Annotated in this window: 31 protein-coding genes; 23 read left to right on the top strand and 8 right to left on the bottom strand. The window is 69.8% G+C overall.

Annotated elements, in window-relative coordinates; all coding sequences use genetic code 11:
• Positions 1 to 440: 440 nt before the first annotated feature.
• From ffh to rimM, 4 genes are all read left to right on the top strand, one after another.
• The gene (gene ffh, locus FHY02_RS07095; protein ID WP_183921100.1) at positions 441 to 1,967 is read left to right on the top strand and encodes a signal recognition particle protein; all 1,527 of its coding nucleotides are present in this window, start codon (positions 441 to 443) and stop codon (positions 1,965 to 1,967) included.
• Positions 1,968 to 2,064: 97 nt separating this feature from the next.
• Positions 2,065 to 2,457 carry a 30S ribosomal protein S16 gene (gene rpsP / locus FHY02_RS07090; protein ID WP_183921099.1) on the top strand — a complete coding sequence of 131 codons (393 nt, stop codon included), beginning with the start codon at positions 2,065 to 2,067 and terminating at the stop codon, positions 2,455 to 2,457.
• Positions 2,458 to 2,527: 70 nt separating this feature from the next.
• Positions 2,528 to 2,680, top strand: coding sequence for a hypothetical protein (locus tag FHY02_RS07085; protein ID WP_183921098.1), 153 nt, complete (start codon positions 2,528 to 2,530; stop codon positions 2,678 to 2,680).
• Positions 2,681 to 2,684: 4 nt separating this feature from the next.
• A complete protein-coding gene (gene rimM / locus FHY02_RS07080) occupies positions 2,685 to 3,149 on the top strand; it encodes a ribosome maturation factor RimM (RefSeq protein WP_183921525.1) in 465 nt (154 codons plus the stop codon).
• A gap of 243 nt (positions 3,150 to 3,392) precedes the next feature.
• Here rimM and FHY02_RS07075 read toward each other — a convergent pair whose 3' ends face one another.
• Complete coding sequence (locus tag FHY02_RS07075) at positions 3,393 to 4,301, bottom strand: NAD(P)/FAD-dependent oxidoreductase (RefSeq protein ID WP_183921097.1); 909 nt, start codon at positions 4,299 to 4,301, stop codon at positions 3,393 to 3,395.
• A gap of 52 nt (positions 4,302 to 4,353) precedes the next feature.
• Between FHY02_RS07075 and FHY02_RS07070 the strand changes: the two genes are divergently transcribed.
• The 6 genes from FHY02_RS07070 (at position 4,354) to FHY02_RS07045 (ending at position 9,967) form a co-directional block, all read left to right on the top strand.
• A complete protein-coding gene (locus tag FHY02_RS07070; protein ID WP_183921096.1) occupies positions 4,354 to 4,623 on the top strand; it encodes an antitoxin in 270 nt (89 codons plus the stop codon).
• Between the two features lie 3 nt (positions 4,624 to 4,626).
• A complete protein-coding gene (locus FHY02_RS07065) occupies positions 4,627 to 5,016 on the top strand; it encodes a type II toxin-antitoxin system VapC family toxin (protein WP_183921095.1) in 390 nt (129 codons plus the stop codon).
• The gene (gene trmD, locus FHY02_RS07060) at positions 5,013 to 5,741 is read left to right on the top strand and encodes a tRNA (guanosine(37)-N1)-methyltransferase TrmD (RefSeq protein ID WP_183921094.1); all 729 of its coding nucleotides are present in this window, start codon (positions 5,013 to 5,015) and stop codon (positions 5,739 to 5,741) included. Before FHY02_RS07065 ends, trmD begins: the two co-directional genes overlap by 4 nt.
• 4 nt (positions 5,742 to 5,745) lie before the next feature.
• Positions 5,746 to 6,132 (top strand): 50S ribosomal protein L19, encoded by a 387-nt coding sequence (rplS, locus tag FHY02_RS07055; RefSeq protein WP_132910575.1) that lies wholly within the window; start codon positions 5,746 to 5,748, stop codon positions 6,130 to 6,132.
• 438 nt (positions 6,133 to 6,570) lie between these two features.
• On the top strand, positions 6,571 to 8,808 hold the full coding sequence (locus tag FHY02_RS07050) for a S9 family peptidase (RefSeq protein ID WP_183921093.1): 2,238 nt from the start codon (positions 6,571 to 6,573) through the stop codon (positions 8,806 to 8,808).
• An 85-nt stretch (positions 8,809 to 8,893) separates the two neighbouring features.
• The gene (locus FHY02_RS07045; RefSeq protein ID WP_183921092.1) at positions 8,894 to 9,967 is read left to right on the top strand and encodes an aspartate-semialdehyde dehydrogenase; all 1,074 of its coding nucleotides are present in this window, start codon (positions 8,894 to 8,896) and stop codon (positions 9,965 to 9,967) included.
• Positions 9,968 to 10,216: 249 nt separating this feature from the next.
• Here FHY02_RS07045 and FHY02_RS07040 read toward each other — a convergent pair whose 3' ends face one another.
• Positions 10,217 to 10,825: a YitT family protein gene (locus FHY02_RS07040; RefSeq protein ID WP_132910578.1), complete on the bottom strand. Its 609-nt coding sequence runs from the start codon at positions 10,823 to 10,825 to the stop codon at positions 10,217 to 10,219.
• A 119-nt stretch (positions 10,826 to 10,944) separates the two neighbouring features.
• On the opposite strand from FHY02_RS07040, the gene FHY02_RS22900 reads away from it, so the two are divergent.
• Together FHY02_RS22900 and FHY02_RS07030 are read left to right on the top strand one after the other, a co-directional pair.
• Complete coding sequence (locus FHY02_RS22900; protein ID WP_183921091.1) at positions 10,945 to 11,391, top strand: GFA family protein; 447 nt, start codon at positions 10,945 to 10,947, stop codon at positions 11,389 to 11,391.
• Positions 11,372 to 12,133: an alpha/beta fold hydrolase gene (locus FHY02_RS07030; protein ID WP_183921090.1), complete on the top strand. Its 762-nt coding sequence runs from the start codon at positions 11,372 to 11,374 to the stop codon at positions 12,131 to 12,133. Before FHY02_RS22900 ends, FHY02_RS07030 begins: the two co-directional genes overlap by 20 nt.
• A 144-nt stretch (positions 12,134 to 12,277) precedes the next feature.
• Here the strand turns inward: FHY02_RS07030 and FHY02_RS07025 are convergent, their stop codons facing one another.
• Positions 12,278 to 13,129: an ABC transporter permease gene (locus FHY02_RS07025; protein ID WP_183921089.1), complete on the bottom strand. Its 852-nt coding sequence runs from the start codon at positions 13,127 to 13,129 to the stop codon at positions 12,278 to 12,280.
• Positions 13,130 to 13,190: 61 nt separating this feature from the next.
• Between FHY02_RS07025 and FHY02_RS07020 the strand changes: the two genes are divergently transcribed.
• Positions 13,191 to 13,919, top strand: a complete 729-nt coding sequence (locus tag FHY02_RS07020; RefSeq protein WP_183921088.1) for a GcrA family cell cycle regulator — start codon at positions 13,191 to 13,193, stop codon at positions 13,917 to 13,919.
• A gap of 160 nt (positions 13,920 to 14,079) precedes the next feature.
• Here FHY02_RS07020 and FHY02_RS07015 read toward each other — a convergent pair whose 3' ends face one another.
• On the bottom strand, positions 14,080 to 14,940 hold the full coding sequence (locus FHY02_RS07015; RefSeq protein ID WP_183921087.1) for an outer membrane protein: 861 nt from the start codon (positions 14,938 to 14,940) through the stop codon (positions 14,080 to 14,082).
• A 120-nt stretch (positions 14,941 to 15,060) separates the two neighbouring features.
• On the opposite strand from FHY02_RS07015, the gene parE reads away from it, so the two are divergent.
• The 3 genes from parE (at position 15,061) to FHY02_RS07000 (ending at position 19,527) form a co-directional block, all read left to right on the top strand.
• A complete protein-coding gene (gene parE / locus FHY02_RS07010) occupies positions 15,061 to 17,061 on the top strand; it encodes a DNA topoisomerase IV subunit B (protein ID WP_183921495.1) in 2,001 nt (666 codons plus the stop codon).
• Positions 17,058 to 17,720 carry a YoaK family protein gene (locus FHY02_RS07005; protein ID WP_183921086.1) on the top strand — a complete coding sequence of 221 codons (663 nt, stop codon included), beginning with the start codon at positions 17,058 to 17,060 and terminating at the stop codon, positions 17,718 to 17,720. The genes parE and FHY02_RS07005 overlap by 4 nt, the downstream gene beginning before the upstream one ends.
• 229 nt (positions 17,721 to 17,949) lie before the next feature.
• Positions 17,950 to 19,527 carry a winged helix-turn-helix domain-containing protein gene (locus FHY02_RS07000; RefSeq protein ID WP_183921085.1) on the top strand — a complete coding sequence of 526 codons (1,578 nt, stop codon included), beginning with the start codon at positions 17,950 to 17,952 and terminating at the stop codon, positions 19,525 to 19,527.
• A 73-nt stretch (positions 19,528 to 19,600) separates the two neighbouring features.
• On the opposite strand, the gene FHY02_RS06995 is transcribed toward FHY02_RS07000, so the two are convergent.
• A complete protein-coding gene (locus tag FHY02_RS06995; RefSeq protein WP_183921084.1) occupies positions 19,601 to 19,912 on the bottom strand; it encodes a UrcA family protein in 312 nt (103 codons plus the stop codon).
• Positions 19,913 to 20,083: 171 nt separating this feature from the next.
• Entirely contained in the window at positions 20,084 to 20,746 is a 663-nt protein-coding gene (locus tag FHY02_RS06990; protein ID WP_183921083.1) for an alpha/beta hydrolase, read from the bottom strand.
• Between the two features lie 182 nt (positions 20,747 to 20,928).
• Between FHY02_RS06990 and FHY02_RS06985 the strand changes: the two genes are divergently transcribed.
• The 5 genes from FHY02_RS06985 (at position 20,929) to FHY02_RS06965 (ending at position 23,927) form a co-directional block, all read left to right on the top strand.
• Entirely contained in the window at positions 20,929 to 21,663 is a 735-nt protein-coding gene (locus tag FHY02_RS06985; RefSeq protein WP_183921082.1) for a TlyA family RNA methyltransferase, read from the top strand.
• Positions 21,664 to 21,771: 108 nt separating this feature from the next.
• Positions 21,772 to 22,293 (top strand): TspO/MBR family protein, encoded by a 522-nt coding sequence (locus FHY02_RS06980; RefSeq protein ID WP_183921081.1) that lies wholly within the window; start codon positions 21,772 to 21,774, stop codon positions 22,291 to 22,293.
• 23 nt (positions 22,294 to 22,316) lie between these two features.
• Positions 22,317 to 22,577: an accessory factor UbiK family protein gene (locus FHY02_RS06975; protein WP_183921080.1), complete on the top strand. Its 261-nt coding sequence runs from the start codon at positions 22,317 to 22,319 to the stop codon at positions 22,575 to 22,577.
• Between the two features lie 48 nt (positions 22,578 to 22,625).
• The gene (locus FHY02_RS06970; protein WP_183921079.1) at positions 22,626 to 23,132 is read left to right on the top strand and encodes a YbjN domain-containing protein; all 507 of its coding nucleotides are present in this window, start codon (positions 22,626 to 22,628) and stop codon (positions 23,130 to 23,132) included.
• 6 nt (positions 23,133 to 23,138) lie between these two features.
• Complete coding sequence (locus FHY02_RS06965) at positions 23,139 to 23,927, top strand: pyrroline-5-carboxylate reductase (protein WP_183921078.1); 789 nt, start codon at positions 23,139 to 23,141, stop codon at positions 23,925 to 23,927.
• 13 nt (positions 23,928 to 23,940) lie between these two features.
• On the opposite strand, the gene FHY02_RS06960 is transcribed toward FHY02_RS06965, so the two are convergent.
• On the bottom strand, positions 23,941 to 24,408 hold the full coding sequence (locus tag FHY02_RS06960) for an Lrp/AsnC family transcriptional regulator (RefSeq protein WP_221189935.1): 468 nt from the start codon (positions 24,406 to 24,408) through the stop codon (positions 23,941 to 23,943).
• A 110-nt stretch (positions 24,409 to 24,518) separates the two neighbouring features.
• Between FHY02_RS06960 and FHY02_RS06955 the strand changes: the two genes are divergently transcribed.
• Positions 24,519 to 24,731 carry a DUF6356 family protein gene (locus FHY02_RS06955; RefSeq protein WP_183921077.1) on the top strand — a complete coding sequence of 71 codons (213 nt, stop codon included), beginning with the start codon at positions 24,519 to 24,521 and terminating at the stop codon, positions 24,729 to 24,731.
• A gap of 61 nt (positions 24,732 to 24,792) precedes the next feature.
• Here the strand turns inward: FHY02_RS06955 and FHY02_RS06950 are convergent, their stop codons facing one another.
• Positions 24,793 to 24,936 (bottom strand): hypothetical protein, encoded by a 144-nt coding sequence (locus FHY02_RS06950; RefSeq protein ID WP_183921076.1) that lies wholly within the window; start codon positions 24,934 to 24,936, stop codon positions 24,793 to 24,795.
• 147 nt (positions 24,937 to 25,083) lie between these two features.
• Between FHY02_RS06950 and FHY02_RS06945 the strand changes: the two genes are divergently transcribed.
• Complete coding sequence (locus FHY02_RS06945; RefSeq protein WP_260172666.1) at positions 25,084 to 25,398, top strand: I78 family peptidase inhibitor; 315 nt, start codon at positions 25,084 to 25,086, stop codon at positions 25,396 to 25,398.
• Positions 25,399 to 25,631: the final 233 nt, after the last annotated feature.

Here is a 25,631-nt window from a genome sequence, read left to right as displayed (position 1 = left end):
ACCGTCATCCCCGCCACCGCCCCTACCGCCGTCATCCCCGCGGAGACGGGGATCCAGACGCTCTGACCTCGCGACCTCATCACGAGCGTTGGCGTGTATGGATCCCTGCCTTCGCAGGGATGACGGGGAGGCGGAGACGTCTGCTTTCCCAACAATCTACCGTCATCCCGGCCTTGAGCGGGGATTCATGATCCCGCGTGAGCAACGCTCCGAGCGTGCGCGGCGACGTGGATCCCGGATCAAGTCCGGGATGACGGTGTGAATGGCCGCAGTCGGCCACCCGCCCCCGCGCGCCTTGCATTCCACGCCTACTTCCTCTAACAGCCGCCGCACGTTCCACCGTTGAACGCGATCGACATGCGCCCATGTGGTGCCCGCTGGCCGGCGAGGTTTCGCCCGCCGGCGCTTTTGCGTTTGGCGGCGGATGGGAAGGAAACACGATGTTCGATAGCCTCAGCGATCGTCTCGGCGGCGTCTTCGACCGGTTGCGTGGCCGCGGCGCGCTGACCGAGGCCGACGTGCGCGCCGCGATGCGCGAGGTGCGCGTCGCGCTGCTCGAGGCCGACGTCGCGCTGCCGGTGGCGCGCGCCTTCGTCGACGAGGTCACCGAGGAAGCGGTCGGCCAGAACGTGCTGCGCTCGGTCACGCCGGGGCAGCAGGTCGTCAAGATCGTCAACGACGCGCTGGTGCGGATGCTCGGCGGCGACGATCCCGCCGCGGCCGAGCTCCAGCTCAACGTCGCCCCGCCCGCGGTGGTGATGATGGTCGGCCTGCAGGGCTCGGGCAAGACCACGACCACCGCCAAGATCGCCAAGCGCCTGTCGAGCAGCTCGATGACCGGGCGCTCGGCCAAGAAGGTGTTGATGGCGTCGCTCGACGTCAATCGCCCCGCCGCGCAGGAGCAGCTCGCCACGCTCGGCACGCAGGTCGAGGTGGCGACGCTGCCGATCGTCGCGGGCCAGCAGCCGGTCGAGATCGCGCGGCGCGCGCTCCAGGCCGCCAAGCTGCAGGGCTTCGACGTGCTGATGCTCGACACCGCCGGCCGACTCCACGTCGACCAGGCGCTGATGGACGAGATGAAGGCGGTCGCGGAGGTGGCGGCGCCGCAGGAGATCCTGCTCGTCGTCGACTCGCTGACCGGTCAGGACGCGGTCAACGTCGCGCAGAACTTCTCCGAGCAGGTGCCGCTCACCGGCGTGGTGCTCACCCGCATGGACGGCGACGCGCGCGGCGGCGCCGCACTGTCGATGCGCGCGGTCACGGGCAAGCCGATCAAGTTCGCCGGCGTCGGCGAGAAGCTCGACGCGCTCGAGGCGTTCCACGCGTCGCGCGTCGCAGGCCGCATCCTCGGCATGGGCGACGTGGTCAGCCTGGTCGAGCGTGCCGCCGAGTCGATCCAGCAGGAAGACGCCGAGCGCATGGCGAGCCGGCTCGCCAAGGGTCAGTTCGACATGAACGATCTGCGCGGCCAGCTCGCGCAGATGAAGCGCATGGGCGGATTGGGCGCGCTCGCTGGCATGCTGCCGGGCATGAAGAAGGCGCAGGCAGCGATGGACTCGGTGCCGGGCAGCGACAAGATGCTGGTGCACCTCGACGCGATGATCGGCTCGATGACCGCCAAGGAGCGCGCCAAGCCCGAGCTGATCAACGCCAAGCGCAAGATCCGCATCGCCAAGGGCTCGGGGACGACCGTGCAGGAGGTCAACAAGCTCCTCAAGATGCATCTCGAGATGTCGACCGCCATGAAGAAGATCAAGAAGATGGGCGGGCTCAAGGGCATGATGGCGATGCTCGGCAAGGGCGGCCTCGGCGGCCTCGGCAATGCGATCGGCGGCGCCGACATGGGCGACATGATGGGCAAGCTTGGCGGGCCGGGCGGTGGTCCGGGGCTTCCCGGGCTGCCCGGCGGCGGTCTGCCCGGCAACATCCCCGGCGGCCTGCCGCCCGGGTTCCGGTTCAAGAAGTAACGATGCGCGTCGCCGCGGCGGCGCGGACGTGACGACATTTACCTAGACGATCCCGGCGCAGGCCGGGGCACAGACACACAGAAGGAAGACGAACACCATGGCACTCAGCATTCGCCTGTCGCGCGGCGGCTCGAAGAAGCGTCCTTACTACCGCATCGTCGTCGCCGACGCGCGCAGCCCGCGCGATGGCAAGTTCATCGAGAAGATCGGCAACTACAACCCGCTGCTCGGCAAGGACGACGAGAAGCGCATCGTGCTCGACGCCGAGCGCGCCAAGCACTGGCTGGGCGTCGGCGCGCAGCCGACCGACCGCGTTGCCCGCTTCCTCGACACCGCTGGCGTGAAGGAGCGCGCCGCGCGCAGCAACCCCAAGAAGGGCGAGCCGGGCGAGAAGGCCAAGGAGCGCGCCGAGGAGCGTGCCGAGAAGCTGAAGGCGCAGCAGGAGGCCGCCGCGGCCCCGGCCGAGGCCGAGGCGGCGAGCGCCGAGTAAGCCGGCCGGGAAATCGATCGTCCGCTCGTGCGTTACTTGCCGCTCCATCGAGAGCCGAGAGGAATGCACGATGACGATCGACCCCGACCCGCGCACCGCGCCCGACGACAATGACGATTCGACCACCCCGGACGCCACCAACCAGGGCGTCTCGAGCCAGCAGCCCGCCGAAGGGGACGACGACGCCCCCGCCGGCGGCGCCGGCTCGCCCGACCAAGCCTGACCCGGTGCCGGTCGACCCCGACGCGGTGGTGCTCGCCGCCGTGGCGGGGGCGCACGGCATCGCCGGCGAGGTGCGCCTGAAGGTGTTCGCCGAGGCACTCGAGGCGCATCGCACGTTCAACGGCGGTGCGCTCACGCTGGTGAAGCTGCGCGACGGCACGATCGCGCGCTTCGCCGAGGTGACCGACCGCACCGCCGCGGAGCAGCTTCGCGGCACCTTGCTCACCGTCGCGCGCGCGGACCTGCCGCCGCTCGGCGAGGGCGAATATTACCACGCCGACCTGCTCGGTCTCGCCGCGGTGTCGACCGCGGGCGAGCCGGTCGGGCGCGTTGTCGCCGTGGAGAATTTCGGGGCGGGCGACGTGATCGAGATCGAGCGCGACGGCGGCAAGCGCTTCATGGTGCCGATCAACGCGGTGCCCGAGTGGGACCGCGAGCGGCTGGTGGTGGAGGCCGGCTTCGTGGAGTGAGGGGGACGCGCTGTCTTCCTGCCTTCTCTCAACCGTCATCCTGAACTTGTTTCAGGATCCACCGTCCCCCGAGCGCCTCGGCGGCTAAGTATGCCACACGGTGGATCCCGAAACGAGTTCGGGATGACGGAAGGTTGCAGGCCGGATCGCTCCTGATCGCGCGGTGCTCCTGCGCAAGCAGGAGCCCAGAGCCACGGACGCTGCGCCTACCCACCTGGGTTCCTGCGTGCGCAGGAACACCGCTCACCGCCGCAGCGGGCGCTGCTCCGCCAGCAGGTTGCGGATCGTCGTCGCCGCGACGCCGGCCTCGCCCATGGCATGGCTGATCTGGTCGAGCCCCTTGACCACATCTCCCGCCGCGAACAGCCCCGGCACGCTGGTGCGCTGGTGATCGTCGACCTCGAGACAGCCGTCCTCGCTCGCGCGCGCGCCCGCCTCGATCGCGAGATGCGAGCGGATGCGTGAGCCCAGCGCTGGGTAGACGCTGTCGAACGCCATCCGCCCGCGCGCGGTGTCCAGCGCGAGTTGGTCACCCTCGATCGCATAGCCGCCGCACGGGCCGTCGACGCGTACCACCCCCGCGTCGTCGAGCGCGTCCGCACAGGCCGAGTCGAGCAGATGTTCCGCCTCGGGCGCGATGAGTGTGATGTCGCGGGTGAAGCCGCGCAGGAACAGCGCCTCGCGCATGCCGCGATCGCCGGTGCCGATCACCGCGACCCGCTTGTCGGTGATCTCATAGCCGTCGCACACCGGGCAATAGCGCAGCAGCCCGCGCGCCAGCGCCGGGTCGTGCACTTCGGGGAGCAGCCCGTGCGGGCGGTGGTTCACCACCCCGGTTGCCAGCAGCACGGTGCGTGCGCGATGCGTGCCGTGATCGGTGGTGGCGACGAAGCCGTCGCCGTCTTGCGCCAGCCCGGTGACCTTCACCGGCTCGCGCCGCGCGCCGTATTTCTCTGCCTGTGTGAGCATCAGTCGCAGCAACTCGGTGCCCGCGATGCCGTCGGGATAGCCGGCGTGGTTGTGCGTGCACGGGATCATCGCGGCACGGCTCGACCCCGAGTCGAACAGTCGGATCGAGAGATGATAGCGCGCCAGGTAGATCGCCGCGGTGAGCCCGGCGGGTCCGGCGCCGATGATGAGGCAGTCGTCCATCTTGCTGTCGTTCCCGCGTGTATATACATCCCGTGCATACGGGAGATCGGCGATGGTTAACGAATATCGCGCCAAGGTGTTCAAGTCCGGCAATTCGGTCGCCTTGCGCCTGCCCAAGGCGCTGGGGCTGAAGGAGGGCGACGACGTCACGCTGGTGCCGCATCGCGACGGCTCGTGCAGCGTATGGCGCGACGATCAGGCGGCGGCGGTGCTGGATGGCCTTTACGGCGCCTTCTCGCCCGGCTTCATGGCGGAGGGGCGCGGCGAGACCGAGCAGGACGAGCGTGACTGGCGCGCGCCCGCACGCGACACCGCCGCCTGACGCATGTACCTTCTGGACACTAACGTCTGCATCGACTTCGCGCTCGCCCGGAGCGCGCAGCTGCGCGCCCGGATTCGCGCGCAGAACGGCCGCAACCTCGGCCTATCGGCGATCACGCTGGCGGAACTCCGCTACGGCGCCAGCCGTCCCAGCGTGGATGCCGCGGACGAGGCGCGGCTCGACATCTTCGTCGGGGTGCTCGGCGTGCACGATTTCGACCGCGCCGCGGCGGAGCGCTACGGTGGCCTTGCGGCGTCGACGCCGCCGCGCCGCCACAGCTTCGACCTGCTGATCGCGGCGCACGCGCTGTCGCTCAACGCGACCCTCGTCACCAACAACGAGCGCGACTTCGCCGGCATCCCCGGCCTCGCCGTCGAGAACTGGACCCGATGACCTTCCGCGCCACCATCCTGACGCTCTACCCCGAGATGTTCCCCGGCCCGCTCGGCACGTCGCTCGCGGGCCGCGCGCTGCGCGAGGGGCGGTGGAGCTGCGACCCGGTCAACATCCGCGACTTCACCGAGGACCGCCACCGCACCGTCGACGACACGCCGGCCGGGGGCGGGGCGGGCATGGTGCTGCGCGCCGACATCGTCGCTCGCGCCGTCGACGCGCACGCCGACGGTCGCCCGCTGGTCGCGCTCACGCCGCGCGGTGCACCGCTGACGCAGCGGCGCGTCCGCGACCTCGCCGCGGGATCGGGGGCGGTGCTGCTGTGCGGTCGATTTGAGGGCTTCGACGAGCGCTTGTTCGAAGCGCGCGCGATCGAGCAGCTGTCGATCGGCGACTATATCCTCTCGGGCGGTGAGATGGCCGCGCTGGTGCTGCTGGACGCTTGCGTTCGGCTGCTCCCGGGGGTAATGGGCGCGGCTTCGAGCGGGGACGAGGAGAGCTTCGAGAGGGGCCTCCTCGAGTATCCGCATTATACCCGACCTGTCGAATGGGAAGGGCGCACGATCCCCGAGGTGCTGCGATCGGGGGATCATGCGAGGATCGCGGCGTGGCGTCAGTCACAGGCCGAGATCGACACACGGCTACGGCGGCCGGACCTGTGGGAGCGTCACGAGGGCGCTCGGGTCGGCTCGCCCTCTGGCGCGCGGCACGGAAGTAAGGATTGACGCGATGAACCTGATCCAGACGCTCGAGGCCGAGCAGATCGCCAAGTTCCACGAGAGCAAGAAGCTCCCCGAATTCCGCCCCGGCGACACGCTGAAGGTCGGCGTGAAGGTGGTCGAGGGCGAGCGCACCCGCGTCCAGAACTTCGAGGGCGTGTGCATCGCGCGCTCGAACAAGGGCATGGGCTCGTCGTTCACCGTCCGCAAGATCAGCTTCGGCGAGGGCGTGGAGCGTGTTTTCCCGCTTTACTCGCCCAACGTCGATTCGATCGAGGTGGTGCGCAAGGGCGCGGTGCGTCGCGCCAAGCTCTATTATCTGCGTGGCCGCACCGGTAAGTCCGCGCGTATCGCCGAGCGCCGCGACAACCGCCCGCAGGCGCAGGCCGCCGAGTAAGCGACACCCGATCCCCTACCGGAATGCGAGGGGCGCGGTGGGAGACCACCGCGCCCCTTTTGTCGTTTGGGTGGGTGCGGCGGGCGTCGCACTGCCGGTTTGCCATAGCCGCCGTCATCCTGAGCTCGTCTCAGGATCGACCCGTCCGCGCGCACCACCGGCACTTGGGTGCGCGGCACAGTGGATCCTGAGACAAGCTCAGGATGACGCCAGTGGGATAGGATTTGCCTTACGTCTCTAGGCGTTCGCTGGGGTGGTGCGCTTGTAGTGACGGAGCGCCCGCGTGGTAGACGCTCGCGTCGGCGTCGGCATCGGCATCGGCGTTCCACCCGGCAAAGAGCTCCCCACCACGACAGCAAGGGTGACGCTTTACCTCGCCGTCTCGCGCCGCGATAAGGGCGGCGCGCCCGTTCCCGGGTCGCGATCCCGGAGGAATGGATGCGTTCATGGTTGGCGGTGGTGGCGCTCGCGACGGTAGCAACAGGGGCGCTCGTGGCTGACGCCGCGCAGGCGCAGGCCGGCGCGACCAGACCCGCGCCGCAGCGGCTCACGCTCGAGCGCATCTTCGCCGCGCCCGACCTCGGCGGCCAGCAGCCGCGCTCGCTCAAGCTCTCGCCCGACGGGCGGCTGCTCACCTTCCTGCGCCCGCGCGCCGACGACCGCTTTCGCCTCGACCTGTGGGCGCGCGACACCGCCACCGGGCAGGAGCGGATGCTGGTCGACAGCACGCGCGTCGGCAGCGGCGCGGCGCTGTCCGAGGCGGAGAAGATGCAGCGCGAGCGCGCGCGCATCGGCGCGCTGACCGGGATCATCCGCTACGACTGGTCGCCTGACGGTCGCCAATTGCTCGTCCCCGCCGACGGCGACCTGTATGTTGCCGGGCTGGACGGCGTCACGCGGCGGCTCACCGAGGTGAGGGGCGGCGTGCTCAACGGCGAGGTCTCGCCGCGCGGCGGCTTCGTCAGCTACGTGCGCGCCCAGAACCTGTGGCTCCAGCCGCTCAGCGGAGGCGCCGCGCGCGCGCTCACGCAGGGCGGCGGGGGCACGGTCCATTTCGGCGAGGCCGAGTTCGTCGCGCAGGAGGAGATGGACCGCCGCACCGGTTACTGGTGGAGCCCCGACGATCGCTATATCGCGGTCGAGCGGTTCGACGAGGCGCCGGTGCAGGTCTTCACCCGCGCCGCGATCGGCGCCGCCGGGACCGAGATCTACCAGCAGCGCTATCCCGCCGCAGGCACGCCCAACGTCGCGGTCGAGCTCCACGTGATGCGCGCCGACGGCAAGGGGCAGGTGAAGGTCGACCTCGGCACCGACCCCGATATCTATCTGGCGCGGGTCGATTGGCTACCCGACGGCTCGGCGCTGCTCGTCCAGCGCGAGAACCGCGCGCAGACCCGGCTGGACGTGCTCCGCGTCGACCCCGCCACGGGCAAAGCGAGCCCCCTGTTCAGCGAGACCGCCGCGCCGCGCAGCTGGATCAACCTCACCGACAGCTACCGAGCGCTCGCCGACGGCGGCCTCTTGTGGCGTTCCGAGCGCGATGGCTACGGCCATCTCTGGCTGCTGCGCGGTGGGCAGTGGACCCAGCTGACCAAGGGGCCGTGGGTGGTCACCGGCCTCGTCGCGGTCGACGAGGCCGCGGGCAAGGTCTATTTCATGGCCAACAAGGACGACGTGCTCGAGCAGCAGCTCTACGTCGTCCCGCTCGCCGGCGGCACGCCCGAGCGGCTGACCGAGCGCGGCTGGCAGAACAGCGTCACCGCGGACGGCACGGCGCAGCGCTTCCTCGTCACCCGCTCCAACCCCAACCAGCCGCCGCAAGTCTATCTCGCCGACGCCGCGGGCAAGCGGCTCGCCTGGGTCAACGAGAACCGGGTCGAGGGCGACCACCCGTATGCGCCCTATCTCGCCGCGCACCGGCCGGTGACGTTCGGCACGATCAGAGCGGAGGACGGCACCGATCTGCATTGGCAGATGGTCACGCCCAAGCTGGAGCCGGGCAAGCGCTACCCTGTTTTCTTCCAGCATTACGGCGGCCCGGGGCCGCAGAACGTCGCGCGTGACTGGAAGAACCCGCTGATCCAGCACATCGTCGACCGCGGCTGGATCTACTTCGAGCTCGACAATCGCGGCTCGGCCAATCGCGGGGTCAAGTTCGAGAGCGCGATCTGGCACGCTATGGGGACGGTGGAGGTCGCCGACCAGCGCGCCGGCGCGACTTATCTGACAACGCTCGGCTACGTCGACCCGAAGCGGATCGCGACCTACGGCTGGTCGTACGGCGGCTATATGTCGCTCAAGATGATCGAGGCCGATCCCGCCCTCTACGCCGCCGCGATCTCGGGCGCGCCGGTGACCGACTGGCACCTCTACGACTCGCATTACACCGAGCGCTACATGGGCGATCCGCGCTCCGACGCCGCCGCCTATGACGCCTCGCGCGCGGTGCGTGATCCCAAGCGCATCACCACGCCGCTGCTGTTGCTGCACGGCATGGCCGACGACAACGTCTTCCTCGACAACAGCACCAAGGTGGCGGCGGCGCTGCAGGCGGCGGACATGCCGTTCGACCTGATGTTCTATCCCGGCAAGACCCACTCGGCGGTGCGCGACATCCACGTCTGGACCACGATCGAGCGCTTCCTCGACGCGCACGTCGGCAGCGGGCCCAAGTAAAGCTTGCTGTCGCACGCGCGGCGGGCGCATTAGTGCCGCCGCGGGGTAGACATGCGCGCACCGAGCGCGCCGGGAAGGACGTAAGATGGGCTATCGGGTGGTAGTGGCGGGGGCCACGGGCAATGTCGGGCGCGAGATGGTCAACATCCTCGCCGAGCGCGAGTTTCCCGCCGACGAGATCGCGGTGCTGGCGTCGTCGCGCTCGGTCGGCGACCAGATCGAGTACGGCGACACCGGCCGTATGCTCACCGTCAAGAACATCGAGCATTTCGATCCGACCGGCTGGGACATGGCATTGTTCGCGATCGGCAGCGAGGCGACCGCGGTCTATGCGCCCAAGTTCGCCGCGGCGGGCTGCACCGTGATCGACAATTCGTCGCTCTACCGCATGGATCCGGACGTGCCGCTGATCGTGCCTGAGGTGAATGCCGCGGCGATTGACGGCTATCGTGCCAAGAACATCATCGCCAACCCCAATTGCTCGACCGCGCAGATGGTGGTGGCGCTCAAGCCGCTGCACGACGCCGCGACGATCAAGCGCGTGGTGGTGGCGACCTATCAGTCGGTCTCGGGCGCGGGCAAGATCGGCATGGACGAGCTGTTCGAGCAGAGCCGCAACATCTTCGTCGGCGATCCCGCCGAGCCGAAGAAGTTTACCAAGCAGATTGCCTTCAACGTGATCCCGCACATCGACAGCTTCCTCGACGACGGCTCCACCAAGGAAGAGTGGAAGATGGTGGTCGAGACCAAGAAGATCCTCGACACCAAGATCAAGGTGGTCGCGACCTGCGTGCGCGTGCCGGTGTTCGTCGGCCATTCCGAGGCGCTCAACATTGAGTTCGAGAACGAGCTGTCGGCCGAGGACGCGCAGCGTATCCTGCGCGAGGCGCCCGGCGTGATGCTGGTCGATAAGCGCGAGGACGGCGGCTACGTCACCCCGATCGAGAGCGCGGGTGACGACGCCACTTACGTGAGCCGCGTGCGCGAGGACCCGACCGTGGAGAACGGGCTGGCCTTGTGGTGCGTCAGCGACAACCTGCGCAAGGGGGCGGCGCTCAACGCGGTGCAGATCGCCGAGCTGCTCGGCCGCCGCCATCTCAAGAAGGCGGACGAGACCGACGACGCCGCCTTCGACGCGGTGTTCGCCGAGGAGGAGTGAGCAGAGCACTGCTCCTGTCCCGTTCGGGCTGAGGAGAGTTTGAGCTCGTCGAAGCCTCGTCTCGAAGCACAGCCGCGACGGTCGTGGCTGTGCTTCGAGACGGCACTTCGGCTTCGCTCAGTGCTTCCAGCACAAACGGAGGATCGAAGAGTGCCACGTCATCCGTGTTCCTGCACACGCAGGCACCCAGCGCCACGTACGTCGCGCTCGCCGCCCTTAGCTCCTGCGTCCTTAGGAGCACGCAGCTCTTCAATAGCCCGTGTACCGCCCTGGCCGGTGCCACGCGATCAGGATGCCGCTGATCGCCGCCGCGGAAAGCGCCGACCACGCCACGCGCTCCACCGGCAGCGCCACCAGCGACACCAGCAGGATCACCGCGTCGATGGCGATCTGCGTGCGTCCCGCGTTCCAGCCGCGGCGCTGCTGGAGCCATAGCGTCACCACGCCCGTCCCGCCGATCCCGGCATGGTGCCGCGCCAGCGCTAGCGCGCCGAAGCCGATGACCGACCCGCCCGCCAGGGCGGCGAAGGCGGGATCGATATACGCGATGCTGAGCCCGTAGCGCGTCACCGTGCCGAGCCCCGCCACCCCGATCCCGACCAGCGCGGTGCGGAGCGTGAAGCGCCGCCCCATGGCGCGCCAAGCCAGCCAGAAGAACGGCAGGTTGAGCAGGGTGAACAGCACCCCGCTCGGTAGCGGCACCGCATAGGAGAGCAGCAGCGCCACGCCCGCGATCCCGCCTGTGACTAGCCCGGCGGCGTGGAGCAGCGCGAGGCCGAGGACGACGAGGATACAGCCGAGCGCGAGCGCATAGGCGTCCTCGATCGCGCTGTGCGGCAGGGAAGGCGGGCGAGTCACCAGCGCGCTCTGCCAGCGTCACCGGCCGGCGTCGAGTGCTGCGCTGCAACATGGGTCACGCGTTTACCTGGCGCGCTCGCCACGTTAGGTCGCTTCGTCTGGGCAGCGGGAGCGGCGGGATGGCGCGCGAAATGACCGGTGGGTGCCAGTGCGGCAGCGTACGCTATGCCGTGCTGGTCGAGGACGACCATGCCTATCTGTGCCACTGCCGGATGTGCCAGCGCGCGACCGGCGGCGTCTTCGCCGCGCTCAAGCAGGTCTCGCGCGCCGCGCTGCGCTGGACCACGCGCGAGCCCGATCGCCGTGCCTCGTCGCCAATCGCGCAGCGCGGTTTCTGCCGCGACTGCGGTACGCCGCTGACCTATGAAGGGAAAAGCGACGAGCAGCTCGACCTCACCGTTGGCAGCTTCGACGACGCTGACCGCCTGCGCCCGACCGGCCATTTCGGCGTCGAGAGCCGCCACGCTGCCTGGCGGGATACCAGCGGCCTGCCTGACAAACGCACCGACGAGCTCCCGCATATCGTCGGCAAATGGATGGAAACGAGTGGCAAGCTCCCCGACTGAGACACGCTTCTTCGACAGTTTCGATGGCACGCCGATCGCCTGGCGCGAGCTCGGCGAGGGCCGCCCGCTGGTGCTGATCCACGGCTATTTCTCGGACGCACGCACCAACTGGCTGCGCTACGGCCACGCCGCCGCAATCGCCGCGCGCGGCGTGCGCGTCATCATGCCCGACCTGCGCGCGCACGGCGAGAGCGGCAAGCCGCACGATCCGGCCGCTTACCCGCCCGACGCGCTGGCGCTCGACGGCGAGGCGCTGGTGCGCCACCTCGGGCTGACCGACTATGACCTCGGCGGCTACTCGCTCGGCGCGCGCACCGTGGTGCGGATGCTGGCGCGCGGCGCGACGCCGCGGCGTGTCGTGCTCGCCGGCATGGGGCGGGAGGGGATCGTCGGCGCCGAGCGCCGCGCTGACCATTTCCGCAACATCCTCACACGACTCGGCCAGCACGAGCGCGGCAGCCCGGAGTGGCTCGCCGAGGCCTTCCTCAAGACCACCGGCGGCGACCCGGTGGCGCTGCTCGGCGTGATCGACACCTTCGCGAGCACGCCGGCGGCGGTGCTGGCGACGCTCGAGCGGCCGACCTTGGTGCTCAGCGGGATGGACGATCACGACAACGGCTCGGCCGCGGCGCTCGCCGACGCGCTGCCGAACGCACGCTACGCCGAGGTGCCGGGCAACCACATGAGCGCGGTGACCAAGCCCGAGCTGGGCGAGGCGATTGCGGCATTCGTCGCGGACTAGATCCTCCCCGCTCGCGGGGAGATGGCAGCGCGCCAGCGCTGACGGACGGGTGGGGCCGTACACCCAGCGGTCCCTATGCGGAGGTCCCCCTCCACCAGCCTTCGGCTGGTCCCCGTCCCCGCAGGCGGGGAGGATCTGATTGGCCTAGCTCTTCAGCTTCCAGCCGCGCTTGAGCAGCACGTAGCATAGCACCCCCAGCGCGACATCGATCGCGAGGATAACCACGCTGCCCACTGCCACGGGCGAGTCGGCGCTGCCGAGGAAGCCGTAGCGAAACCCCGAGATCACGTAGAAGAACGGGTTGACGTGGCTGAACGCGCGGAACGCAGGCGCGAGATGGTCGACCGAGTAGAAGGTACCCGACAGCAGCGTCAGCGGCGCGATCAGGAAGTTGGTCACCGCCGCGGCATGGTCGAACTTGTCCGCCCAGATCGAGGTGAGCACGCCCGCGAACGACAGGAACATCGCGCCGAGCAGCCCGAACCACAGTACCGCCAGCGGGTGGTGCGGCGTCACGTGCACCCCGGGCCACAGCGCCATCGCCAGCCACACCGCACAGCCGACGCAGAAGGCGCGCGTCACCGCGGCGCCGACGAGTGCCGCGAGCAGCTCGCTGGTGGAGAGCGGTGGCTGCAGATAGTCGACGATATTGCCCTGGATCTTGCCGACCAGCAGCGAGAAGCTCGCGTTGGCGAAGGCGTTGTTGAGCATCCCCATCACGATCAGTCCGGGCGCGATGAAGTCGGCGAAGGCGACCGGCGCGCCGCCGACGTTGACCGGGCTGCGTGCGCCGTTGGCGACGGTGAAGATGACGAGGAACATCAGCGTCGTCACCGCCGGCGCCCACACCGTCTGGAGCTGCACCTTGAAGAAACGGCGCACCTCCTTCACATAGAGGGTTCGCAGGCCGCCCCAATTGACGTTCCGGATCACCGGTTCGCCGGGGGCGTGCCTGATGGCTGACGGAATATGTCCGGTGGGAGGCTGGCTGCTCATCGCCTGTGCGGGTAACCGCTGCGGCGCGCGCCCGCAACCGGAACGCTAGAGGAAGACAAGCATGTCCTGGACCGACGAGCGGATCGATACGCTGAAGACGATGTGGGAGGCGGGCCAGACCGCCAGCCAGATCGCCGAGGCGCTCGGCGGCGTCAGTCGCAACGCGGTGATCGGCAAGGCGCATCGCCTCGGCCTCCAGTCGCGCCCGTCGCCGGTGACGACGAAGGAGGAGGCGCGCGCCGCCGAGTCGGCGCCGGCTGCCGCTCCTGTCGCTGCCGCGCCCGCGCCGAAGCCGACTCCCGCCCCGGTCCGCACCGCGGCGCCTGCGCCCGCGCCCGCCGCGCGGCCTGCGCCGCCGCCGTTCGCGACCGACTCGACTCCGGAAGCAGCGCCGGCGGCCAGCGACGTCGACGACGAGGCCGATGAGGTGCCCAGCGCGCCCCCGGTCAAGCGCGAGCCGGTGTTGCGCTCGGTCGGTCCGGGCGGCTTCGTGCGTCAGGCGCCCGGTGAGCAGCAGCCGCCGATCGCGCCGGCCCCGCCGCGCCGGCTGGTGCCCGCGCGCACCGCGCCCGAGTTTGCCAACAAGACCTCGCTGCTCGATCTCAATGACAAGATCTGCAAGTGGCCGCTCGGCCACCCCGGCGAGCCCGATTTCCACTTCTGCGGCGACAAGGTGAACCCGGGCTTCCCTTATTGCGTCGAGCATTGCGGCCATGCCTATCAGGCGCAGCTGCCGCGCCGCGATCGTCGCGCGCCGCCGCTGCCGTTCGGCGGCCCCCGCATGCGCTGAGGGTGAGCGCCGTTACATAAAGCTGTTGTACCCCGGCAAAGGCCGGGGCCCAGTTGGGGCCGTCGGGGTATGTCTCACCCGCGCCGGCCGACTGGGCCCCGGCCTTTGCCGCGGAACGAAAAGAGAGGGGCGGGCGCTCGTCCGCCCCCGCCCCGTCACCTCAGAAGCGGAACGCCGCGGTGGCGCGCAGGCTATGCCAGCGGAACTTCTCGTCCGAGCGGCGGAAGTCGGTGCCCTCGACCGTGCCGCCGTTGCCGGCGTTGGTGAAGGGCGTGCCCGCCGGGCCGGCGGCGCGGACGCGATAGTCGTCGTCCTGGTACTGGTGGTAGACATATTCGAGCCCGACCGAGAAATGGTCGCCGAAGCGCTGCTCGATGCCGCCGCCGCCCTGGAAGCCGAACTGGTCCTGCCGCCCGCGCGCGGTGAAGCTGTTTGTGCTCTGGCTCGACGAGAACTCGCTGTCGATCCGCGCCAGCGACGGGCCGAACGTGCCGTAGAACAACGTCGAGTCGTTGGGCGTGTAGCCGGCGCGCGCGCGCACCGCGGCCTCCCAGTTGACCTGGCGGTACATCACGTAATTCGCCGGAGTGGTCGAGAAGCCCGAGGTGCTGTCGTTGATGTGAGTCCGCCCGAACTCGCCGACGACGCCGTAGACGATCGGTCCGCTCTGCTGGTCGTAGCCGACCCGCCCGTAATAGCTCCAGCCGTCACGATCCTTCGCGCACCCCGGGCCACCGTTGCGCGGACCCTGCGCGGCGCGCGCGCGTCCGCCGCAGAAGCCCGGCGAGAAGGCGTTCGCGCCCGTGCCGGTCAGCACCGTGTCGCCGAAGCGGCCGTCGAGGTTGCGGTCGAACTCGAGGCGCGCGGCGCCATCGTTGGGCTGCACGTCATAGCCGCCGGCGGCGCCGACATAGATGCCGGAGAAGCCGCTGCTGACCGACGGATCGCCATCGTCCTGCGCCATCGCGGGGACAGCCGTCAACGACACCGCGATCGCGGCGGCGGTCAAATACGCTCTCATGTAGGTCACTCCCTGATCGAACGATCCGCGAACGAGCCTCGTTCAGGTTGTGTTGCGTGAGGAATCATTGCCGTGGCAACCGACCTTGCCGAGCTTGGGTCGGGCGGCGTGGATCGTTATATGACGGTCATGGCCGATCTGTTCGCTTCCCCCACCGCCGGCACCCCCGCCTATGACGCCTCGTCGATCGAGGTGCTCGAGGGCTTGGAGCCGGTGCGCCGCCGGCCCGGCATGTACGTCGGCGGCACCGACGAGCGCGCGATGCATCACCTCGCCGCCGAGGTGCTCGACAATGCGATGGACGAGGCGGTGGCGGGACACGCCACGCGGATCGAGATCACGCTGGAGCCGGGCAACCGCTTGACCATCGTCGACAACGGCCGCGGCATGCCGGTGGACCCGCATCCCAAGTTTCCGGACAAGTCGGCGCTCGAGGTGATCCTCTCGATGCTGCACTCGGGCGGCAAGTTCGCCGGCAAGGCCTATGCCACCTCGGGCGGCCTGCATGGCGTCGGCGTCTCGGTGGTGAATGCGCTGTCGAGCGACACCGTGGTCGAGGTCGCGCGTGACCGCCAGTTGTACCGCCAGCGCTTCAGCAAGGGGCAGACGCTCGGCCCGCTCGAGACGGTCGGCGCCGCGCCCAACCGCCGCGGCACGTCGGTGGCCTTCACGCCCGACACCGAGATCTTCGGCCCCGAGCTGCTGTTCAAGCCGGCGCGGCTGTACAAGCTGGCGCGCTCCAAGGCGTACCTGTTCGCCGGCGTCGAGATACGGTGGCACTGCGCGTCCGAGCTGATCACGGATGGAGACCGCGCAAGCGGTATTCCTGAGGAAGCGGTGTTCCAGTTTCCCGGAGGCCTGTCGGACCATCTGCGCGAGCAGATCGCCGGGCGCGAATGCGCCACCGCCGATTTCTTCGCCGGCCAGCAGGACTTCCCCGACCAGCAGGGCAAGGTCGAGTGGGCGGTCGCCTGGCCGCTGTGGAGCGAAGGCAGCTACAGCTGGTATTGCAACACCATCCCCACACCCGACGGCGGCACGCACGAGCAGGGGCTGCGTCAGGCGCTGGTGCGCGGGTTGCGTCAGTTCGGCGACCTCGTCGGCAACAAGCGCGCCAAGGACCTCACCGCGGACGACGTGATGGTCGGCAGCGAGCTGATGCTCAGCGTCTTCATCCGCGAGCCGCAGTTCCAGTCACAGACCAAGGATCGGCTCACCTCGCCCGAGGCGGCGGGGCTGGTCGAGAAGGCGATGCGCGACCATTTCGACCATTGGCTCGGCCACAATATGGAGCGCGGCAAGGCGCTGCTCGGTTATGTGCTGGAGCGGATGGACGAGCGGCTGCGGCGCAAGGCCGAGCGCGACGTCAAGCGCAAGACCGCGACCTCGGCGCGCAAGATCCGGCTCCCGGGCAAGCTCACCGACTGCGCCTCCGACAGCTCGGAGGGTACCGAACTGTTCATCGTCGAGGGCGATTCGGCGGGCGGCTCGGCCAAGCAGGCGCGCGACCGCAAGACCCAGGCGATCCTGCCGATCCGCGGCAAGATCCTCAACGTCGCCTCCGCCACCTCGGCCAAGATCCTGGCCAACCAGGAGATCGCCGACCTCGTTCAGGCGCTCGGCTGCGGCACCCGCAAGGACTGCCGTCCCGAGCAGCTTCGCTACGAGAAGATCGTCATCATGACCGACGCCGACGTCGACGGCGCGCATATCGCGACGCTGCTGATGACCTTCTTCTTCCAGGAGATGCCCGAGCTGGTGCGGCAGGGGCATCTGCACCTCGCACAGCCGCCGCTCTATCGCCTGACGGTCGGCGCCAAGTCGCTCTACGCGCGCGACGACGCCCACCGCGCCGAGCTGGAGCGCACCGTCTTCCGCGGCAAGAAGGTGGAGGTGGCGCGCTTCAAGGGCCTGGGCGAGATGAACCCGAGCCAGTTGCGCGAGACGACGATGGACCCGGCCAAACGCAGCATGATCCGCATCACGCTGCCACAGGAATATGAGGAGCGCGCCGGCGTGAAGGACCTGGTCGACCGGCTGATGGGGACCAATCCCGCGCACCGCTTCGCCTTCATCCAGGAGAACGCGGCCCGCCTCGACGAGGAGGCGATCGACGCGTGACCCGGCATCCACGACGCGAATGGTGGCTGGCGATCGCGCTGGCGGCGCTGGCGGGCTATGTCGACGCGATCGGCTTCCTGCGGCTCAACGGCCTGTTCGTCTCCTTCATGAGCGGCAACTCGACCCGGCTGGCGGTGGCGCTGGCGGGCGGCTCGCCGCTGGCGCTCACCGCGGCGTCGCTGATCCTCGCCTTCGTCGCGGGCGTGGTCGTCGGCGCCACCGCGGGCGCGGCGCTGGGGCGCTGGCGCCGGCCGGGCGTGATCGTACTCGCCGCGGTGCCGCTCGCGGTGGCGGCGGCGCTGCCCGAGTTCGGCCCGCTCGGCGGCCTTGGCACGGTGCTGCTGGCGTTGGCGATGGGCGGACTCAACACCGTCTTCCAGCGCGACGGCGAGGTCAGCGTCGGGGTGACCTATATGACAGGCGCCTTGGTCAAGCTCGGCCAGCATCTCGCGGGCGCGCTGATGGGCGACGGCGCGCGCTGGGACTGGCTGCCGTACCTGCTGCTGTGGTCGGGGCTGGTTGCGGGCGCTTTCCTCGGCACGGCCGACTATGCCGCGCCCGATAACGCCGCGCTGTGGCGCGCGACAGGCGCGGCACTCGGCATCGCACTGCTCGCCGCGGCGACGACGACGGCGGGAGGCCGTGTGCCGCGCGAGTGAGACCGGGGGGGGCGATGCCGGGGGGTATGGGGATGCGAGAGGGAATTGCCCGCGAGCGATCGTCGTTCAGCGTCACACAGCGACGCCATCCTGAACTTGTTTCAGGATCTACGGTCCCGCAAGCGCATCGACCTCTGGAGGTGGGGCGCGGTGGAACCCATAACGAGTTCGGGATGACGTCGACTGGGAGATGGGGCGGGCGCCACTCCTGCGACGAGCGGTCCGTGGCATGATCGACCTCGCCCGCACCGCCGATATCGACCTGGCCGGCCTCATAATACGCCCCTCGCTCCGCCTCGTCGCGCTGGGCGATCAGGAGGAACTGCTCGAGCCGCGCGTCATGCAGGTCCTGGTCGTGCTGACCCGCGCGGGCGGCGCGGTGGTGTCGCGCGACGAGCTGGTGGCGCAATGCTGGGATGGGCGTATCGTCGGCGACGACGCGATCAATCGCGTCGTCGGGCGACTGCGCCGCCTCGGCGAAGGGATCGCCGCGGGCCGTTTTCGCATCGAGACGATTGCGCGGGTCGGCTATCGCCTGATCGTCGTCGAGGCAAGCGCTTCGCCGGCGCCGCCCTCCAGCGCCGAAGACCGGGCGGCTTCCGCGGCCGAGAGTACCAAGCGCGCTGCTATCCCCATCGTGCCACGTCGTGCGCTGATCGCCGGGCTGGGTGTCGCGGGCGCTACCGCAGCCGGCGGCGCCTGGTGGTGGCACCGTGACCGCGCCGCACCGCGAACGCCCGAGGTCGCCGCGCTCGTCGCTCAGGCGCGCGACTCGCAGCGCCAGGCGGACCGCCAGGGCCTCTGGCAGGCGATCGGACTATTCCGCCGCGCCGTGCTGCTCGCCCCTGACGACGCCGATGCCTGGGGGCAACTCGCGCTGTGCTGCGCGGTGGCGGCGCGGATCGCGACCGCGGCGGACCGCGCCGCCTTCGCCGAGCGGGCGCTCGCGGCCGAGCGGCGCGCCGAAGCGATCGATCCTGGAAACGCCTATGCCGCGCTGGCGCGGATGCGGCGGGCGCCGCTGCTCGGCAATTGGCGCGCGCAGGAGCAGGTCACCGTCCGCGCGGCGCGCGAGCATCCCGAGGACGACGTGATCGCCGACGCGCTCGGCCGTATGCTGCAGATGGTCGGGCGGATGCGCGAATCGATCGACCATTTCACGCGCGCGCTCACCGTCGGCGGACCGTCGCCGATCGCGATGTACCAGCGCGTCGTCTCGCTGTGGAGCGTCGACCGGCTGGAGGAGGCCGACCGCGCGATGGAGGAGGCCTTTGCGCTCTACCCGCTCCACTACGCCGTGTGGTTCACGCGCGCCTTCCTGCTCGCCTACACCGGCCGGGGCGCGGAGGCGCTTCGCATGATCGAGGACTCGGACCACCGGCCCAGCACCGTCGACGACGCGAGCTTCGCGCTGACCGCGGGACTAGCGCGCGCGCTGGCGACCCGCGCCCCAAGCGACGTCGACGCGACTGCCGCTGGATATGTCGAGGCGGCGCACCGCGGTAGCGGTCATGCCGAGAACGCGATCCAGTTCCTCAGCGCGGCGGGGCGGCTCGACCAGGCTTTCGCGATCGCCGAGGGCTATTTCCTACGCCGCGGCTTCGCGGTGGACACGCTGCGCTTCTCGCGCCGGCAAGGCACCTATACCGCGCCCGATCAGCGCGTGAGCTGGTTCCTGTTCGCGCCGCCGTGCGCAGCGATGCGTCGCGACCCGCGCTTCGGGACGCTGGCCGGGGCGATGGGACTGACGCGCTACTGGCGCGAGACCGGCACCCGGCCCGATGATCGCGCGGTGGCGCTGGGCTGAGCGGTCACCTGCGTGAACGAGGCGACCGCCACGTCCTCGCTTGCACCCTGTCGCTCGACGTTGTGTGCGCTCATCAGCGCGCCGCCAGTGCGGTGGCATCGCGCTCGGCCATCGCGATCCGCAGCGGCGACGAGCGCCGCGCTGCGTCGGCGACGGTGGCGGCGACGCAGGCGCGGCGGTCCCTGGTGAGCGGCTCATGCTCGCACAGCCGCGCGGCAGCACGCTCCACCCGCGCGAGCATCGCGGCGCGGCCGGCGCCGGTCCGCTCGTCGAGGTCGCGCGCGACGATGTGGTAGCTGCCGTCGCCCACGCGCCAGCTCTGCGCGACAGCGACCGAGGCGAGCGGCATGGAGGCGGCGAGGACGAGGAGGATAATCGAGCGCATGGCGAGTCTCCGGCGGTGCGACGGGGATCGTCGCTGGGTCGGAGACTCGTCGATTGCCGCCGTCCGGTCGCGGCGGTGGAGCCGATATCAGGCCGATCGTTCGCCGATGATCGGCGAAGCAGGGCCGTTCAGCGCAAGGCGGACCACCGGAGCAGGGTCACGCCCCGCCCGTCACATCCGCAGCCCGGCTTCCTGTTCGCGCGGCCGCGCCAGGATCGCGCGCGCGTCGCCGGGGGTGCGCGCCTCGCCGTGCGGCCCGCCCGCGGCGGCGATCACGCGGTCGAGCAGTTCGAGCCCCTCGGGCCAGCGCCCCAGCCCGCTCGCGGCGTTGATGTGACCGCAGGCGCCATAATCGATGAAGTGGCTGCCCCAGTCGACGGCGAGGCTATGCGCGCGCTCAAGCGTGACCCAGGGATCGTCGCTCGACGCGACCACGATCGAGGGGAAGGGCAGCGGCTCTTTCGGAGACGGCGCGAAGGGGGCGAGCTCGGGGGCGACACCGGCGCGGTCGACGTCGGCGGGTGCCACCAGCAGCGCGCCCGCGACCGGCCAGCCATAGGGCTGTGGGCTCAGCGAGGCCCACCATGCTACCGCGACGCAGCCGAGGCTGTGCGCGACCAGGATCACCGGCGCGCGCGCGCTCGCCACCGCCTGGTCGATCTTGGTGACCCAGGCATTGCGATGCGGCCGATCCCACATGCCCAGTTCGACCCGGGCAGTGTCGGGGCGGCTCTTCTCCCACAATGTCTGCCAGTGCGACGGCCCGGATCCGCCCAGCCCCGGGACAGTCAGAACGGTCGGCTGCACCGACAGATCGAACGCGGAATGTCCCATGACATACCTCCAGTTGGTGAGGCCGCGGCGATCGGTCTAGGGGTCGGCACGGCCGCGGCCTCTGTCCTCTAGCTATTGCCTACTAAATCGATCGGCAATCCTGCGCCGCAGCATTTGACGCGAGCGGAGGCGCGCGAGCGACGAGCGGTTGCGGCGCCGCCGTTGCGGCGCGATAGGGCGGCATGCCCAAGCAGCGCGTGGACCAGATGCTCGTCGACCGCGGCCTCGCCGAGTCGCGCACGCGCGCGCAGGCGTTGGTGATGGCGGGGCTGGTGTTCGCCGGCGAGCGCAAGGTCGACAAGCCGGGGCAGGCGCTCGCGGACGACGTCGCGCTGGAGGTGCGCGGGCGCGATCATCCCTGGGTGTCGCGCGGCGGGATCAAGCTGGCGCATGGGCTCGATCACTTCGGCTGGGACGTGACCGGCGCGGTGGCGATCGACGTCGGCAGCTCGACCGGCGGCTTCACCGACGTGCTGCTCAGCCGCGGCGCGGCGCGCGTCTACGCGGTCGACAGTGGTACCAACCAGCTCGCCTGGAAGCTGCGCCAGGATCCGCGCGTCGCCGTCCACGAGCAGACCAGCGCGCGGCTGCTCACCGCCGCGCACGTGCCCGAGCCGGTCGACCTGGTGGTGTGCGACGCGAGCTTCATCGGTCTGGCCAAGGTGCTCGAGGTGCCGCTCGGCTTCGTTCGCCCCGGCGGGCGCGTGCTGGCGCTGATCAAGCCGCAGTTCGAGGCGGGGCGCGCCGAGGTGGGCAAGGGCGGGGTGGTGCGCGACCCCGCCGTTCACGCGCGGGTCTGCGCCGAGGTCGTGGCGTGGCTGGAGCAGGGCGGCTGGCAGGTCTTGGGCGTGGTCGAGAGCCCGATCACCGGGCCCGAGGGCAATGTGGAGTTCCTCGTTGCCGCGGCGCGCGCGTGAATTTGGGAAAAGTACCATTTACCTGACGGTGGCGTTGCGGCAGCAGTACCGGGACGGGCCGATCGGGAGACGAAGGTGGGGGGTGTCGCTTCCAAGGAGCAGTTGCGGATGTCGTTCCTGCGCTGGGCGGCGGTGGCGGTGCCCGGCGTGCTGCTGCTCGGCTTCCTGTCGGGGCGGACGGTGCCGTCGGGCGACGCCAACGGCTGGTATCGCGCGCTGGCCAAGCCCGAGCTGACGCCGCCGGGCTGGCTGTTCCCGGTCGCCTGGTCGCTGCTGTACGTGATGATGGGCGTCGCGCTCGCGCTGGTGCTGAGCGCGCGTGGCGCGCGACTGCGCTGGCTCGCGGTCGCGCTGTTCGCCGCGCAGCTTGTCGGTAACCTGCTGTGGACACCGCTGTTCTTCGGCGCCCACCAGGTCTCGGCGGCGTTCCTGCTGATCGTCGCGATCCTGGGGCTGACGATCCTCACCACGTTCGTCTTCGCGCAGGTGCGCCGTCGCGCCGCGTGGCTGCTCGTCCCGTATATGATGTGGCTGGGTTTCGCGGGTACGCTCAACTGGCGTATCGATCAGCTCAACCCCGACGCGGAACGGCTTGTGTCGCCGGCCGCGGCGTCCCAGATGGTCGGTTAAGCGCCTCTACAGGAAAATGATCTATGCAGTCCGAGAACCATCTGTTCGGCGACCTCGCCAAGCTCTTCAACGGCGCGGCGGGCACGCTCGCCGGGGTCGGGCGCGAGGCCGAGGCCAATGCGCGCGCCCGCGCGCGCGAGTGGATCGGTGGTCTCGATTTCGTCGCACGCGACGAGTTCGAGGTGGTGAAGGCGATGGCGGCCGCGGCGCGTGACGAGAATGAGGCGCTGCGCGCACGGATCGAGACGCTCGAGGCGGCACTGGCCGCCAAGTCCGGCGTCTGATCGCGCCGCGCCAGGGAAGGGGGCCGCGTGCCAAGCGATAAGTTACTGATGCTCGACGAGGCCGACGACGACAATGCGGGCGAGGCGCCGCTCGACATGCTCGAGGCCTATTTCCTCGCGCACGGTTGGCCGTGCGAGCGCGGCGAGGACGAGATCACCGCGTCGATCAAGGGCAGCTGGACCGAATATGAGCTGCGCGCGCTGTGGCGCGAGGAGGACGGTGTCCTCCAGCTGCTCGCCTTTCCCGACGTCAAGGTGGCGGAGGGCCGACGCGCGCCGGTCTACGAGGTGCTCGCGCTCGTCAACGAGCAGCTGTGGATGGGGCATTTCGAGATCTGGTCGAGCAGCGGCATCCTGCTCTACCGCAACGCCACCGCGATCGAGGCCGAGGACGGCGAGGCCACCATGGCGCTGAGCACTGCCGAGTTGCTGGTGGAATCCGCCATCGATGAGTGCGAGCGCTTCTACCCGGTGTTCCAGTTCGTGCTGTGGGGCGGCAAGTCGCCGAGCGAGGCGATCGCGGCGGCGATGGTCGAGACGGCCGGCGAGGCCTGACGCGCGATGCGGCTGTGGATGATCGGCTGCGGCAACATGGCCTCGGCGATGCTGCGGCGCTGGCTGGCGAGCGGCGTGGTCGCGGCCAAGGACGTCGACGTCGTCAACCGCCAGCATCGCGTGCTGCCCGTCGGTGTGCGCCAGGCGCGCGACCTGCCCGACGCGCCGCCGCCCGACGCGGTGATCCTCGGCATCAAGCCGCAGCAGCTCGACGCCGTGGCCGCGGTGCATCGCGCCCGCGTCGCGGCGGCGCCGCTGCTCATCTCGATGCTCGCGGGCGCCGATCCGGCGCGGCTGGCGGCGGCCTTCCCTGGCCCGGTGCCGGTGCAGACGATGCCCAACCTGCCGGTCGAGCTCGGCCGCGGCGTCGTCGCGGTGCACGCGCCCGACGCGCCGGCGTCGGCGCGTGCGGTGGTGGACCGGCTGCTCGCGCCGCTGGGCCTGGTCGAGTGGTTCGACGACGCGGCGCGCTTCGCCGCCGCCGGCGCGCTGTCGGGCACCGGACCCGCCTTCCTCTTCCGCTTCATCGACGCGCTGACCGCGGGCGGGGTCGCGACCGGACTGTCGCGCGAGGAGGCCGAAGCGGTGGCGCTCGCGACCGTCGACGGCGCGGCGGCGATGGCCTCGGCGAGCGAGCGCAGCCCGGCCGCGCTGGCCGACGCGGTGGCGAGCCCCGGTGGCATGACCCGCGCCGGGCTCGACGTGCTCGATCGCGAGCGCGCCTTGGCGGCACTGCTGGAGCAGACGCTGTGCGCGGTGGCGCGGCGCGGCGCGGAGATGGCGGCGGGGCGGTAGGGATCGGTGACAGCTAGAGCGGCAGCGCGGTCGTCGACTTGATCTCCTGCATGGCGAATGAGGAGCTGACGTCGTGCAGCGGCGCGACCTTGATCAGCTTGCGATAGATACGGTCATAGTCAGCGATGTCGCGCGCGACGACCTTGAGCAGGTAATCGACCTCACCGCTCATCCGGTAGAATTCCACCACCTCGGGGATCCGCGCGACGCCCTCGGCGAAGGTCTGCAGCCACTCGTCGCTGTGCTGCGTCGTTCGCACCGCGACGAAGACCGTGACGTCGAGCCCAAGCGAGGCACGGTCGAGCAGCGCGACTCGCGACCGGATCAGCCCCACTCGCTCGAGTCGCTTCACCCGCTTCCAGCACGGCGTGGGAGAGAGGCTCACCCGCTCGGCGAGATCGGCGATCGAGATCGTCGCATCTTCCTGCAGCAGTGCGAGCAGGCGCCGATCGGTGGGATCGAGAATGACATTCTCCGTCATACCCCGATCATAGCACGAACTTCTCCTGTCGACCCTGAATAATAGGTGCAAGAGACACGTTCTCACCTGTGAACGGGGCTATGCTCTCTCGCGTAGGCAGGAGGCGTGTTATGCTCAACCGGATGTTCGTCGATCACCCGCGCGCGGTGGGAGAGAGCTACATCGCGCACGCGCAGGTCGCCGCGCGCTTCGGCCTCACCTTGATGGGCGCGGGCGCGGCCTGCCTGATCCACGCGCTGATACCAGGGCTGTTCCGTTCCACCGGGAGCCGCGCCGTGGAGCGCTTATGTGAGGAGATGGCGGCGCGGCGCCGCGCCGGCTGAGTCATATGTCATGCTACGCGACGGGCGGGAGCCAGAAGTTAGCCGCGCCCGCGTCGGGCGCTCAGTGGCCGTAGCGTTTGATACCCCGACGGCGGAGCTTCTGACGATGGCGCCGGCGCAGTATAACGATCGCCGTCGGCACGGCGACCAGCAGGGCCGCTCCAATGATCGCATAAGCGACGAGTTCGCGAGTGACGTCGATCATGGCGGGCCTGTGACATAGCCGATCGCGGCTGTCATCCCGCGAAAACGCTTGAAGATAGACTGCTACCCGGATTGGCGGGCGAGTCACCGCTTTCCGCTATCCCGGTTTTTCGCGTATGGTTGATCAGCGTCATGCACGGGAGAAGCCATGTTCACTCTCCTCATCCTTGGAGCGCCGCTGATGACCAATGTGCCCGATCAGCAGGCGCAGGGTCGCTCGCGACTGGCGCCGCCGGGCGCGCACCGCCGGCTCGCGGGAGCCGCACCGGCGGCGAGCTGTGGCGGCGCCGAGCTCGTCGGCAAGAAGTGGACCGAGGAAATGCGCGCGCCGCTGCTGAGCGGTGGCCATCGTGAGGTGCGGCTGCTCCGCGTCGGTCAGCCACGTACGATGGATCTGCGCGAGGACCGGCTCAACGTGATCCTCGACTCGGCGGGACAGGTGATCGAGATCACCTGCGGCTGATCGATCGCTGCTTTGTCGTGGCAAGCTGATTAACCCCCACGTGGGCACGATCATTGCGCCGCGCCGCTCTCCCGAGAATTAAAAGGAAAGTTTCAGCTGGCTGCACTTTATTGCAAGGCTGACATTCTTCGCCTTGTCAGTTTCTCTCCCCATAGTTAACCTCGATCTCGCTCGAGCAACAATGTGCGTCCGACCGATCAGGGAGCGGCGGCGACGACAACGGCGGCACCACC

It is taken from the genome of Sphingomonas sp. BK069 (genome assembly GCF_014193405.1).
Lineage (GTDB): Bacteria > Pseudomonadota > Alphaproteobacteria > Sphingomonadales > Sphingomonadaceae > Sphingomonas.
Note: the sequence above shows the minus strand (reverse complement) of the source record. Positions and strands in the feature narration are given on the sequence as shown.

Excerpts from the sequence above, each read along its gene's own strand:
- FHY02_RS06960 (WP_221189935.1), bottom strand. The coding sequence starts at position 24,408 with ATGACGGAGAATGTCATTCTCGATCCCACCGATCGGCGCCTGCTCGCA.
- FHY02_RS06965 (WP_183921078.1), top strand. The coding sequence starts at position 23,139 with ATGCGGCTGTGGATGATCGGCTGCGGCAACATGGCCTCGGCGATGCTG.
- FHY02_RS06955 (WP_183921077.1), top strand. The coding sequence starts at position 24,519 with ATGCTCAACCGGATGTTCGTCGATCACCCGCGCGCGGTGGGAGAGAGC.
- FHY02_RS06950 (WP_183921076.1), bottom strand. The coding sequence starts at position 24,936 with ATGATCGACGTCACTCGCGAACTCGTCGCTTATGCGATCATTGGAGCG.
- FHY02_RS06975 (WP_183921080.1), top strand. The coding sequence starts at position 22,317 with ATGCAGTCCGAGAACCATCTGTTCGGCGACCTCGCCAAGCTCTTCAAC.
- FHY02_RS06995 (WP_183921084.1), bottom strand. The coding sequence starts at position 19,912 with ATGCGCTCGATTATCCTCCTCGTCCTCGCCGCCTCCATGCCGCTCGCC.
- FHY02_RS07065 (WP_183921095.1), top strand. The coding sequence starts at position 4,627 with ATGTACCTTCTGGACACTAACGTCTGCATCGACTTCGCGCTCGCCCGG.
- parE (WP_183921495.1), top strand. The coding sequence starts at position 15,061 with ATGACGGTCATGGCCGATCTGTTCGCTTCCCCCACCGCCGGCACCCCC.
- FHY02_RS07020 (WP_183921088.1), top strand. The coding sequence starts at position 13,191 with ATGTCCTGGACCGACGAGCGGATCGATACGCTGAAGACGATGTGGGAG.
- rplS (WP_132910575.1), top strand. The coding sequence starts at position 5,746 with ATGAACCTGATCCAGACGCTCGAGGCCGAGCAGATCGCCAAGTTCCAC.
- FHY02_RS07075 (WP_183921097.1), bottom strand. The coding sequence starts at position 4,301 with ATGGACGACTGCCTCATCATCGGCGCCGGACCCGCCGGGCTCACCGCG.
- FHY02_RS06985 (WP_183921082.1), top strand. The coding sequence starts at position 20,929 with ATGCCCAAGCAGCGCGTGGACCAGATGCTCGTCGACCGCGGCCTCGCC.
- FHY02_RS07045 (WP_183921092.1), top strand. The coding sequence starts at position 8,894 with ATGGGCTATCGGGTGGTAGTGGCGGGGGCCACGGGCAATGTCGGGCGC.
- FHY02_RS07050 (WP_183921093.1), top strand. The coding sequence starts at position 6,571 with ATGCGTTCATGGTTGGCGGTGGTGGCGCTCGCGACGGTAGCAACAGGG.
- FHY02_RS07085 (WP_183921098.1), top strand. The coding sequence starts at position 2,528 with ATGACGATCGACCCCGACCCGCGCACCGCGCCCGACGACAATGACGAT.
- trmD (WP_183921094.1), top strand. The coding sequence starts at position 5,013 with ATGACCTTCCGCGCCACCATCCTGACGCTCTACCCCGAGATGTTCCCC.
- ffh (WP_183921100.1), top strand. The coding sequence starts at position 441 with ATGTTCGATAGCCTCAGCGATCGTCTCGGCGGCGTCTTCGACCGGTTG.
- FHY02_RS07070 (WP_183921096.1), top strand. The coding sequence starts at position 4,354 with ATGGTTAACGAATATCGCGCCAAGGTGTTCAAGTCCGGCAATTCGGTC.
- FHY02_RS06970 (WP_183921079.1), top strand. The coding sequence starts at position 22,626 with ATGCTCGACGAGGCCGACGACGACAATGCGGGCGAGGCGCCGCTCGAC.
- rpsP (WP_183921099.1), top strand. The coding sequence starts at position 2,065 with ATGGCACTCAGCATTCGCCTGTCGCGCGGCGGCTCGAAGAAGCGTCCT.
- FHY02_RS22900 (WP_183921091.1), top strand. The coding sequence starts at position 10,945 with ATGGCGCGCGAAATGACCGGTGGGTGCCAGTGCGGCAGCGTACGCTAT.
- FHY02_RS06980 (WP_183921081.1), top strand. The coding sequence starts at position 21,772 with ATGTCGTTCCTGCGCTGGGCGGCGGTGGCGGTGCCCGGCGTGCTGCTG.
- FHY02_RS06945 (WP_260172666.1), top strand. The coding sequence starts at position 25,084 with ATGTTCACTCTCCTCATCCTTGGAGCGCCGCTGATGACCAATGTGCCC.
- FHY02_RS07015 (WP_183921087.1), bottom strand. The coding sequence starts at position 14,940 with ATGAGAGCGTATTTGACCGCCGCCGCGATCGCGGTGTCGTTGACGGCT.
- FHY02_RS07025 (WP_183921089.1), bottom strand. The coding sequence starts at position 13,129 with ATGAGCAGCCAGCCTCCCACCGGACATATTCCGTCAGCCATCAGGCAC.
- FHY02_RS06990 (WP_183921083.1), bottom strand. The coding sequence starts at position 20,746 with ATGGGACATTCCGCGTTCGATCTGTCGGTGCAGCCGACCGTTCTGACT.
- FHY02_RS07000 (WP_183921085.1), top strand. The coding sequence starts at position 17,950 with ATGATCGACCTCGCCCGCACCGCCGATATCGACCTGGCCGGCCTCATA.